The following is an 11,597-nucleotide window of genomic DNA, read 5'->3' as shown; positions in this document are numbered from 1 at the left end:
GAATATAGAATATAGAGAATAGATTTTAGATTCAACCTGAAACTTGAAACAAAGACCATTAAACGCGAAACAATATAAAACCTTGAAACTAAAAATCAACTTCTTAGCGATTACCTTTTTGGTAACCTTAAATCTTTTTTCTCAAAATACTTATGTCTTTTTGGGTAGTTATAATAAAGATAAGAATGCCGAATCAATTCAGGTATATCAATTAGACACTTTAAACGGAAAACTGACTAAAGTGACTTCTGCAAAAAATGTCATAAATCCATCTTATTTGACCATTTCTCCAAACGGAAAATATGTGTACGCTTGTACAGAAACAAAAACTCCAAATGATGGAAATGTTAGTAGTTTTGAATTTAATCCTCAAAACAAAACCTTAACTTTTTTAAACAAACAACGGAGCGGCGGCGAAAATCCGGTTTATGTTTCCGTTCATAAAAGTGGAAAATGGTTGGTAAATGCGAATTATACGGAAGGAAGTGTTTCGGTTCATCCATTATTAGAAAATGGAAAAATAGATTCCCTTGCGCAGAATTTTCAATATGCAGACGGAAGCATCCATAAAGAACGACAAACAAGATCACATGTGCATTCGGCTGTCTTTTCGCCTCAAAATGATTATCTTTTTTTACCCGATTTAGGTGCCGATAAAATTCGTTGTTACCGTTTTGATGAAACCCTGAAGCAACCTTTAGTTGAAACAAAAAATCAGTTTACCAAAACAGATTTACAAGCCGGACCAAGACATTTTACTTTTCATCCGAATCAGAAATTTGGTTATTGTATTGAAGAAATGGCTGGCGCGATTAGTGTTTATCAGTATGAAAATGGAACCTTGAAAAAGATTCAGCGCATCAATACCCATCCTGATAAAATGACAGAAGGTTTTGAAAGTTCAGACATTCATATTTCACCTGATGGAAAATTCCTTTACGCTACAAACCGGGGAAAAGAAAACAATATTGCCATTTTTTCTATTGATGAAAATGGACTTTTGAAAAACATTGGTTACCAATCGACTTTCGGAAAACATCCAAGAGTTTTTGCTCTTGATGAAAGTGGAAGATTTCTTGTTGCCACAAATGTCAATTCCGGAAATGTGGTGGTTTTTAAAAGAAACGAAAAAACGGGAAAGCTAAAAAAAGTGGGAACAGAAATTAAAATGGAAAATGTTTCCTGTGTTCAGATTAAAAGAATATAAAATAATAGCACACGGATTGTGCGGGTTTAAACAGATTTACGCGGATTTTATGTCATCCTGACGTTAATCTGTGGCAAAAAACAGAAACAGTAGAAAATGAAAAATCAAGAATTTAATTTACAACCAGAATTTTTAGAAGACGATATTACCAAATTAGTTCCACTAGAGGAAACCCATTTTAATGCTCTATTTGAAATTGCATCAGATCCGTTACTTTGGGAACAACATCCAATTAAAGACCGTTATAAAAAAGAAGTTTTTCAGTCTTTTTTTGATGCTGCACTGGATTCTAAAAGCGGTTTTGTAATTGTAAATGCAGCAACAAATGAAATTATTGGCACTACCCGATTTTATGATTACAAACCTGAAAACTCTAGCATTGCTATTGGCTACACTTTTCTGGACCGAAAATATTGGGGCGGATCTTATAATAAATCCAACAAAAAACTATTGATCGATTATGCTTTTCAACATGTAGATTCTATATTTTTTCACATTGGAGCTGAAAATTTCCGTTCTCAAAAAGCAGTTTTAAAATTGGGTGCGACAAAAGTAAACGAGATGAATTTTCCGCCTACTGCCGATGGTATTCTGCACTTTGAATATGAATTGGTTAAATAGTTATGAATTATAAGTTATGAATTATGAGTTAGTTGCTATGCACTATTATTAGAAATATCGCTAGCTTAAAACGATAAACTATAATCAATAATTAAACTACTATACATTCATATTCAATAGTCACTCAAAACTTACAACTTATAACTCACAACTCATGAAAAGAATAACCGTTTTTTGCGGATCAAGTTTTGGAACCGAAACAATTTACGCAGAACAAGCAACCTTACTTGGCGAAACATTTGCTAAAGAAAATATAGAACTAGTTTTTGGCGGCGCAAATGTAGGCTTAATGGGCGCTTTAGCAGATGGTGTTTTAAATAATGGCGGAAAAGCAATTGGTGTTCTGCCGAATTTCTTAAGATCAAAAGAAATTGCTCATTTAGGTTTAACCGAATTAATTTTGGTCGAAAGCATGCACGAAAGAAAGACCAAAATGAATGATTTATGCGATGGCGTCATCGCGCTTCCGGGTGGTTTTGGAACGCTGGAAGAACTCTTTGAGATGCTAACCTGGGCACAACTTGGGCTTCATAAAAAACCAATTGCTATTTTGAATATTAATGGCTTTTATGATTCTTTAATTGAACTGACAAACACTATGGTCGAAAAAGGTTTATTGAAAGGAGCGAATCAGAAGATGCTATTAGTTAGTGATAATATTGATGATTTATTGAATCAAATGAAAAACTATACTCCACCCACGGTTGGGAAATGGATTGACAAAGAGAAGTTATGAATTGAGCCTATAAGTAACTAACTTCTAATGCTTTTAAAATTAAACAATTAGAGTTATATTTACATCTTCACTTTAATACAACGCTAAATCCCTAACCTCTAATTCATAATCTTTAACTTCCAACAAAGATGAAAACAGAAAATAACAAATTCGCAAAAGCCGAAATGCTTATTAGAAAACCTGTTTCAGAAGTTTTTCAGGCTTTTATTGATCCGGAAATCACGAGCAAATTTTGGTTCACAAAAGGCTCAGGCAAATTGGAACAAGACAAAAAAACAGAATGGACCTGGGAAATGTATGGTTTTTCACTCTCCGTAACCACGCATGTTTTACAGGAAAATAAAAAAATTGTAGTTGAATGGGGAAATCCCGAAGAAAGCACTTTAGTTGAATGGATTTTTACACCATTAGACGAAAATGAAACATTTGTAAGCATAACAAATTCTGGTTTTAAGGGAGATTCAGATAAAATAATCGATCAGGTTCGTAATTCTACTGAAGGTTTTACTTTGGTTTTAGCAGGCGCAAAAGCGTATTTAGAGCATAAACTGCAATTGAATCTGGTTCTGGATCGTTTTCCGAAAGGCCTCGCGTAAAAAGAAAGTTTCAGGTTTTAAGTTTTTTTAGTTTCAAGTTCGTTGCGACAACCTGAAACCTTAAACTTGAAACTAAAAAAAAATTGATATGGAAACAAAAAAACCTGCAAATATTGACGAATATATTGGCGCTTTTCCCAATGATGTTCAGGAAATTCTGGAGAAAATTAGGATAGCGATTCAGAAAGCAGCTCCTGATGCTAAGGAGAAAATCAGTTATTCCATGCCGGCTTTTGAGCAAAACGGAATTGTAGTGTACTTTGCTGCTTTTAAAAATCATATTGGTTTGTATGCTTTACCAAGTGGTCATGAAGCTTTTCAGGAAGAACTTTCACAATATAAATCCGGAAAAGGTTCGGTGCAATTTCCTTTTAATAAACCGATGCCGTATGATCTGATTACCAAAATTGTCAAATTCAGAGTTAAAGAAAATCTGGAAAAAGCAAAAAAGAAATAAGTTTAAATGAATTTACAAGAACATTACGACCAACTTTATCAAAAATCTTCGAAAGCTATTTTAGAAGGAAATTATATCATTGATAACCAAATTAATGACACAGCTGATACCCGATTTGGAATTACTTTATTGATTCGGCCAGGCGATGAAATAAAAGCTAAAATACAGTTGTTTTTAGAAGAATTAAAAGAAGTTGATTCCAATCAATATTATTACCCAAATTCAGACATTCATATTACAGGAATGTCGATTATTTCGTGTTATGAAGGTTTTACTTTGGATAAAATCAGAATTGAAGAGTATGTCGAAATCATTCAAAAAAGTTTAATTGACGTAGATAAAATCAAGATCGATTTTAAAGGCATTACCGCCTCGCCTTCTGCAATAATGATTCAGGGTTTTCCAACTGATGAATCTTTGAATAATTTACGGGAGAAATTGCGTGAGAATTTTAAAAAATCAGATTTAGAACAAAGTATCGACAGCCGTTATGCTATTGCAACTGCACATTCAACCGTTATGAGATTTCAGGAAAAACTAGAAAATCCGGAGAAACTAATAGAAGTTGTAGAAAAATTTCGGGGTTTTGATTTTGGGGAATTTACAGTTGACAAACTGGAATTAGTTTATAACGATTGGTATCAGCGGAAAAGCAATACAATTAATTTGGCTGATTTGTATTTATAGTTTTTAGATTTACTACTTTTTATTTTGTTAATAAAAGTTATATTTTCAAAAATTAAAGCTTCGTGATTCTATTATCTTTGAGCTTTTAGAAACAGAATATACAGATACAGAAGTGCAGAAAAAATTATACGGACTAGATCACTTAAGAGCTTTTGCAATATGTTTCGTTTTCTTATATCACTATGAAATCCCCATTTTTGCACATCCGGAATGGTTAGCTAGTATTGCTAAATTTGGCTGGACCGGAGTAGATTTGTTTTTTGTTTTAAGCGGATTTTTAATTTCTTCGCAACTCTTTTTTAATATTAAAAACGGAATAAAAATCTCTTTTAAAGATTTCTTCTTAAAACGTTTTTTCAGGATTTTACCCCTATTTTGGTTCGTTACCGCACTATATTTTCTTATTCCTATATTTAGAGAAAAAGAAGCACTTCCTCCCTTATGGAAACTACTAACTTTCACTCAAAATTTTGGGTTAAATATTCAGGATTATGGAACATTTTCACATGCTTGGTCACTTTGCGTTGAAGAACATTTTTATTTGCTTTTACCTCTTGTGCTGCTTTTTCTGCAATCAACTAATCTTTTTAATAAATCCTATTGGATTTTAGTTGTATTGTTTATTTTCGGTTTTATAATTCGACTGTATAGTTGGGAAATTTTATATTTTCCAAACAGCGGCAAAGACAATGCATGGTTATTTTGGTTCAAATTTATATACTACCCAACATACAACCGTTTGGATGGATTGCTAATAGGCGTATCTATTGCCGCTATATATCAATTTTCGCCTAATTTATGGAACAAGATTTCTAGATTCGGAAATGAATTTCTAATCGTTAGTCTCCTTTTATTGACAGCGGCCTATTTTTTATGTTATGAAGAAAGATCTTTTTATGCCTCTGTTTTAGGATTTCCTTTAGTAGATTTAGGATATGGATTTATGATTTTAGGTGCAATATGCCCAACAAGTTTCTTATATAAATGGAATTCAAAAACAACCACATTTATCGCTACACTATCGTATGGAATTTATTTAATTCATAAAGGAATAATTCACCTTACACAACAATTTCTGCTGACTTTTAATGTAGATATCAACAGTACTATTACATTGGTAATTTGCATTATATCATGCCTTATTATTGCTTATATTCTTAATAAAATAATAGAGAAACCATTTATGCAATTAAGAATCAAAATACAGCAGATTAAATGATTTTACTTTAAGATCAAATCACTTAAACTTTCCAAAATGCCATAAAACACCGGAAGGATCATGTAGAAAACATTCACTTCCCCAATCTAAGTACCGCGTTGGAGTTAATTTCACTCCATATTTTTCCGTTAGGTTTAAAGCCAAAAGTTCCTTGTAATAGCGGTCGACATCATCCACTTCTAAGAAAACCATGGTATTTTCGATCCATTCTTTTGCATAATAATCCTGAAGATAAAAAGCAATTTCACCGGTTTTGAAAACAGAAAACTTTGGATCTAAAACGGTTTCTTCAAATCCTAAATCTTTATAGAAACTCCTGGAGATTTGAAAATCTTTAGCTCCAATAAAAGGTCGGATGGATTTTACTTTGTGTTGCATTTTCTAAAGGATTTAAATTTTATTAAAATTAAGGAAACCAATCAATACCATTATCAAGACGAACAAGAAAATCAGTAAAAGAAGTCCCGATTTCTATATGATACTTGGTGTTTAGATCAATAAAAGGCGAAAGAATTATTTTGATATTCTCGTTTTCATCTAATCTAATTCCAATAAATTCTCCACTTCCATTTGAACCAATTCCAATCGTTCGTGATAATCCTTCTACAATATTAAAATTTTTATTAGTTTCAATAATTTCTTCTAAACTCCAAAGGTTTATAAATTCAACACCAATAAACTGATCGATTCCATAATAGTTCTCAAGGTAGAACACATAATCTTTCGGAAGTTTCAATTTCGAATATAATTCAACATCAATTATTTCAACAGTAGAATTTATATCTCTTTTTGGAAAACTATATTTTGCAATTATTCTTTCTAGATGTTCTGTCATAATTTATTTTTGGAGCTTTCAAAAATCTTTTTACCCTTTCTTCAAAATACTCCCTAAACCTCTACCAATCTGTTCAATCGCTTCAAGACCTTTGGTTAATGGAGTTGCGGTAAAATCTTCGTACGCATCCATAGAAGTTGCTTTTCTGTCATCTTGTGGATATACCAAAATCAGGTTATTATCGCTGAATGATTTTTCGAATTTCTGAGGTAGTTTATCAAAGATCGATTGGTATGAAACAGAACCTTTTCGGGATAAATTGAAAACAATCAAATCGGTTGGTCTTATTTCGTCTGAAATCGCTTCAAAATTATCCCAGTCCAAAATACTTTTAAAACCTAATTTCGCGTTCAGTTTTAAAATATTAGCAATTTGCTGAATGGTTTGATGCGTTTTATATTCGGCATAAATCACAATCGGCACACTTAATTCTTGCGACAGTCGGCAAATTTTTTGAAGTAAAAGTTGAAATCCGGCCCCTCTTTCAGAAAAAGGCGGACAGATAAATACCAGTCTTTTTTCTTCTATAAATGTCTTTTCGAAACGGCAGATAAACAAACTTTTATCAACGTTATTAATAATTGAATCTACATTTTCTCCAAAAATTTTATCCAGGAAGCCTGTTTTTCTCGGCCAGCCGATAATTACAATATCTGACATGATTTCTTTGGAAGTTCTGGCTATTCCACTGGCAGGATTATGATCAATTCTGGCAATTGTATTGATTTTTACTTCTGAGGCTGAACCCTGAATTACAAATTTATCAACTGCTTTTCGATATCTTAAAATATTTTTTTCGGCCTGATCGTTATTCGGAACAATCGTCAATAAAGTAATCGGGTTTGACGATTTTTTATCTTTAATCAAAAGTGCAAAATCTAATAAACTTGATGTCGCAGAAGTTTTTGCTAATGGAATCAAAATATGCTCGTCTAAAATCTGATCTTTATGTGCATCTTCATGCGAAATCTCCTCTTCGCAAATTGCAATTTTTTTCGCTGCTTTTTCGGTAGCAAAAGACGCTACAATACAGGTAATCAATATTAAAATAATCGTACCGTTTAAGATATTTTCATCCAGGATTTCAGCTTTATATCCCACTAAAATTACAGCCAAAGTTGCTGCGGCATGCGCACTGCTTAATCCAAAAATTAGTTGTCTTTCAGTCTTGCTATATTTAAAAACGATTTGAGTAAAAAACGCTGCAATCCATTTTCCAAAAATAGCCACAACACTCAATGTCCCGGCTACAATTAAAGCCGTTGGGCCACTTAAAATTACGCTGATATCAACCAACATTCCCACAGAAATCAAGAAAAACGGAATGAATAAGGAATTTCCAATAAACTCAATTCGGTTCATTAAAGCTGATGATTGCGGAATCAAAGGATTCAGTGCCAAACCGGCAACGAAAGCACCAATAATAGGTTCTACCCCTGCAACTTCGGCTAAAAATGCGGCAAAGAAAACAACTGAAAGAACAAAAATATAATGGGCGTGTTTCTCACTTTCCAGTTTCTTAAAAAACCATTTTGCCACTCTTGGAATTACCAAAAACATGATCGCAGAGAAAATTGCTAATGAAATGGTTAGTTTTATCCAGAAAGCCTGATTCAGATTTCCCTGACTGCTTCCCATAATTACGGCCAAAATAATCAACACTGCGGTATCTGTCAAAATAGTTCCTCCCACGGTAATTGCAACGGCCTGATTTTTGGCAATTCCCAGTTTACTCACAATTGGATAGGCCACCAAAGTGTGTGTCGCAAACATACTTGCGGTTAAAAAACTGGCATTAAAATCATAATTCAAAAGATAAAAACAAACCGGGAAACCAATCGTTAATGGGAAAATGAATGTAAAAAACCCGAATAATAAACTCTTATTTTTATTGGCTTTAAACTCGTTCATATCGAGTTCCAGACCAGCAATAAACATGATGTAAAGAAGTCCAATGGTAGAGAATAAATCTACGGCTGAATTTTTGGCCAAAATATTAAGTCCGTGCGGGCCAATAATAACACCCGAAATAATCAAACCAATGATTCCGGGAATATTAATTTTTTTTAGTAAAATCGGGGATAATAAAATGATAAAAAGTATCAACGAAAAAATCAATACTGGATTATTAAGTGGTAGTTCGAACTCTTGTAGTAAATGCCTGAAAAATTCTATCATAATGTGGTTTTAGCTCCTATTTGGTATATCAACTGTCATAAAAAGACATTTTCAGCATTCAGACAAATACCCAAAGTTGCAGTTTATTTCGATTATTAAAAAACTAAAAAGATCAGTTTCTTTTAGTAATAGCTATACAAAAATACCTAAAAAAATCCCGAACTTTTTATGAAAGCCCTATATTAACTAATTAAATTTACTTCTTTGCCAAATTATTAATATTTAATATTTATTTTAACAAAACTGCAAGATTTCTAATTGAAAGTAAAACATCATTGCATTATTCAATTATCTTTGTCTTAATAAAAATTGAACAATGGAAGAATGTATCTCTGTTTTTGATATGCTTAAAATTGGCGTTGGTCCTTCAAGCTCACATACTTTGGGGCCATGGCGCGCTGCTGAACGTTTTTTAGAAGAGTTAAAAAACGAATCTATTTTAGAACAAATTACCAGAGTTAAAGTCGATTTATATGGCTCACTTTCACTTACAGGAAAAGGTCATGCTACTGATTTGGCCGTAATGTTAGGTTTAAGCGGACAAGATCCAGAGTATATTCCGGTAGATAATATTGCAGGAATTATCAAAACAATCGAAACCAAAAATGAAATCATTTTAGGCAACCAGATTACGATTCCGTTTTACTTTCTTCAGGACATTGTTTTCAATAAAGAATTCCTTCCTTTTCATGCCAACGGACTAAAATTCACTGCATACAAAGCTGATGATTCTGAATATGAATCTACTTTTTATTCTATTGGAGGTGGTTTTGTCGTTAAGGAAGAACGTACCAATGCCAAAATAAAAGAAGAGATTAAATGTGCTTTTCCGTTTCCCATTCAAAATGCCGTTGAGCTTTTAAATTATACGATTTCAGAAAACAAATCGATCTCAGAGATTGTCTATGAAAATGAAAAATCGATGCGTTCTGAAGAAGAAATTCATTCGGAATTAATGCGTATCTGGAACACGATGCTGGAATGCATGTATATTGGCTGTCATACTGGAGGCATTCTTCCCGGCGGATTAAATGTTCGCAGAAGAGCTTTCGACATGCATCAGAATTTAATTGGATTATCTAATTATTCTGATCCTCAATCCTGGCTGGAAGAAATCAGAAAAACGGAAGTTAAATTTCGCCAAATATTAAAATGGGTTAGCTGTTTTGCACTTGCAGTGAATGAAGTAAATGCCTCTTTGGGCCGTGTAGTTACTGCTCCAACAAACGGGAGCGCTGGTGTGATTCCGGCCGTTTTAATGTATTATTTGGTGATTGAAAACCATAATGCCGGAGAAAAAGAAATCAAACAATTTTTGATGGTTGCCGGAGAAATTGGAAGTATCTTCAAAAAAGGATCTACCATTTCTGCAGCGATGGGTGGCTGTCAGGCCGAAATTGGTGTATCGTCATCAATGGCTGCAGCAGCACTTTGCGAATTAATGGGCGGAACTCCCGCTCAGGTTTTAATGGCGGCAGAAATTGCCATGGAACATCACCTTGGTTTGACTTGCGATCCAATTGGCGGTTTAGTTCAGATTCCGTGTATAGAAAGAAATACAATGGGGGCCATAAAAGCGATAAATGCAGCAGAATTGGCCTTAGAAACCGATTCTAAAAATGCAAAAGTGCCTTTAGACAAAGTAATTAATACGATGTGGCAAACTGCTAAAGATATGAATTCTAAATACAAAGAAACTTCTGAAGGCGGATTGGCAATTGCGGTAAATATGGCTGATTGCTAAAGTTCGAAATAATTATTGCCACAGATTAAAAGAGTAACGCAGATTACGAATCCTTTTCAATCTTTTAATCTGTGGCAAAAACTAAAATACTTCATGAAAAAATTATACTTTCTAATTGCCTTATTTTGTTCGGTTTTATTGCATTCACAAGAACGCTATTTTCTAAATTCAGATACCAGACTATATACAACTGCTAGTTCTTCCGCCGTTTTTTTGGGTTACTTTAAATATGGTGCTGAAGTCCGATTATTATCCGAAAGTAAAAATGGCTGGTATAAAGTACAAGCTGATAATTTTAATGAAGGCTTTATTGAGGAAAAATTCGTTACAACAAGATTAAACGCAAAAGACATCAAAGTTAAAGACAATGAGAATCCTATCATTGAAGGCGGTGATGCCTATTATGGAGGTAATCATTTATTTGTTTTGGTTGCAAGTTTAAAAGCACGAGCACTGCCTGATAAAAACTCAAAAATTAAAGAAATTCTTTATACCGGTGATCCCGTTGCTGTTAATTATCTTCCAAAAAACCAGGAAGACTGGGTAAATATAAATGGTAATTTCACGGAAGAATACGCCAAATATACTTTACGAAAATTTATTGGTATAAGACCCAACTTTGATACCTTGTTAAAAGAATTCGACAAACTTGATGTGAATGCTATTGCAGACAGAAAAACAGTTAGTGAAAGAATTACAGAATTGGCATGGAACAGTGATTACGCTAAATTAGCTCCGGCTTATCAGCGTTATTCTGAAGTTGTTAAACAATTAAATGACCCTAAACTTATTACTGAAACCGACTTAAATACGACTATCGCAAAAGGCTTGGCGAAGCATAAACTACCTGAAGAAATTGTTGCCTTTACTAAAAAAGCTGAATTTATTTTAAAAGGAATCAAAACCAAATCGCTCTATTTAACTCAAAAAGATTTAGTGAAAACATTTGGGCAGCCTTCTAAAAAAGAAAGCATTGGAGATGAATGTGGTGTGTATTTAAGTGACTTGTTTTATTATTATCCTGATTTAGAAGCATCTGTAGATGAAAAGAAAAATCAAGCAGAAATTATCAAAGTTTATATGAATGAAAATAACAAATTCATAATTAATCCAAATTCAATTTTAGATAATTCAGTGTCCGAAAAAGCTTTCATTGAAAAATATGGTGCCTATATCGAGGCTTCTATAAAGTCACCCCATAATTATTCTATCCTTGTGGAAGACAGTCAATTTAAAATAGAATTTAAAGATGGTAAGCTTTTCAGCATTGAAATATTCTTCTATTGCTGATTCTCAACTTACAATTATTCAATACTT

Annotated in this window: 12 protein-coding genes; 9 read left to right on the top strand and 3 right to left on the bottom strand. The window is 33.1% G+C overall.

The genetic code is table 11. The annotated features are described in order from the left end of the window. The first annotated feature begins 82 nt into the window (after nucleotides 1-82). The 7 genes from ASC72_RS17795 to ASC72_RS17765 all read left to right on the top strand — a co-directional run bounded on the left by ASC72_RS17795 (nucleotide 83) and on the right by ASC72_RS17765 (nucleotide 5,523). Nucleotides 83-1,207 (top strand): lactonase family protein, encoded by a 1,125-nt coding sequence (locus ASC72_RS17795; RefSeq protein ID WP_056194528.1) that lies wholly within the window; start codon nucleotides 83-85, stop codon nucleotides 1,205-1,207. Between the two features lie 96 nt (nucleotides 1,208-1,303). Then, nucleotides 1,304-1,828: a GNAT family N-acetyltransferase gene (locus ASC72_RS17790; RefSeq protein WP_056193866.1), complete on the top strand. Its 525-nt coding sequence runs from the start codon at nucleotides 1,304-1,306 to the stop codon at nucleotides 1,826-1,828. Between the two features lie 154 nt (nucleotides 1,829-1,982). Continuing rightward, complete coding sequence (locus tag ASC72_RS17785; protein WP_056193862.1) at nucleotides 1,983-2,564, top strand: TIGR00730 family Rossman fold protein; 582 nt, start codon at nucleotides 1,983-1,985, stop codon at nucleotides 2,562-2,564. A gap of 128 nt (nucleotides 2,565-2,692) precedes the next feature. Further along, nucleotides 2,693-3,160 (top strand): SRPBCC family protein, encoded by a 468-nt coding sequence (locus ASC72_RS17780; RefSeq protein ID WP_056193858.1) that lies wholly within the window; start codon nucleotides 2,693-2,695, stop codon nucleotides 3,158-3,160. Nucleotides 3,161-3,248: 88 nt separating this feature from the next. After that, nucleotides 3,249-3,617 (top strand): iron chaperone, encoded by a 369-nt coding sequence (locus ASC72_RS17775; RefSeq protein WP_056193854.1) that lies wholly within the window; start codon nucleotides 3,249-3,251, stop codon nucleotides 3,615-3,617. A 6-nt stretch (nucleotides 3,618-3,623) separates the two neighbouring features. Next, nucleotides 3,624-4,304 carry a 2'-5' RNA ligase family protein gene (locus ASC72_RS17770; RefSeq protein WP_056193851.1) on the top strand — a complete coding sequence of 227 codons (681 nt, stop codon included), beginning with the start codon at nucleotides 3,624-3,626 and terminating at the stop codon, nucleotides 4,302-4,304. A gap of 112 nt (nucleotides 4,305-4,416) precedes the next feature. After that, on the top strand, nucleotides 4,417-5,523 hold the full coding sequence (locus ASC72_RS17765) for an acyltransferase (RefSeq protein ID WP_241775750.1): 1,107 nt from the start codon (nucleotides 4,417-4,419) through the stop codon (nucleotides 5,521-5,523). A gap of 18 nt (nucleotides 5,524-5,541) precedes the next feature. Here ASC72_RS17765 and ASC72_RS17760 read toward each other — a convergent pair whose 3' ends face one another. The 3 genes from ASC72_RS17760 to ASC72_RS17750 are packed head-to-tail and all read right to left on the bottom strand — an operon-like array spanning nucleotide 5,542 to nucleotide 8,536. Then, nucleotides 5,542-5,901, bottom strand: coding sequence for a VOC family protein (locus ASC72_RS17760; RefSeq protein ID WP_056193845.1), 360 nt, complete (start codon nucleotides 5,899-5,901; stop codon nucleotides 5,542-5,544). Nucleotides 5,902-5,929: 28 nt separating this feature from the next. Then, a complete protein-coding gene (locus ASC72_RS17755) occupies nucleotides 5,930-6,358 on the bottom strand; it encodes an SMI1/KNR4 family protein (RefSeq protein ID WP_056193843.1) in 429 nt (142 codons plus the stop codon). Between the two features lie 30 nt (nucleotides 6,359-6,388). Beyond that, nucleotides 6,389-8,536: a cation:proton antiporter gene (locus ASC72_RS17750; RefSeq protein WP_056193841.1), complete on the bottom strand. Its 2,148-nt coding sequence runs from the start codon at nucleotides 8,534-8,536 to the stop codon at nucleotides 6,389-6,391. 316 nt (nucleotides 8,537-8,852) lie between these two features. Between ASC72_RS17750 and ASC72_RS17745 the strand changes: the two genes are divergently transcribed. Both ASC72_RS17745 and ASC72_RS17740 read left to right on the top strand, forming a co-directional pair. Then, the gene (locus ASC72_RS17745) at nucleotides 8,853-10,280 is read left to right on the top strand and encodes an L-serine ammonia-lyase (RefSeq protein WP_056193838.1); all 1,428 of its coding nucleotides are present in this window, start codon (nucleotides 8,853-8,855) and stop codon (nucleotides 10,278-10,280) included. Between the two features lie 93 nt (nucleotides 10,281-10,373). Beyond that, a complete protein-coding gene (locus ASC72_RS17740) occupies nucleotides 10,374-11,570 on the top strand; it encodes an SH3 domain-containing protein (RefSeq protein WP_056193836.1) in 1,197 nt (398 codons plus the stop codon). Nucleotides 11,571-11,597: the final 27 nt, after the last annotated feature.

Origin of the sequence: Flavobacterium sp. Root420, from assembly GCF_001427905.1 — a bacterium.
In the GTDB taxonomy this organism is placed as follows: domain Bacteria; phylum Bacteroidota; class Bacteroidia; order Flavobacteriales; family Flavobacteriaceae; genus Flavobacterium.
The sequence above is the reverse complement of the archived record's forward strand: the minus strand, read 5'-3'. Positions and strand labels throughout refer to the sequence as shown.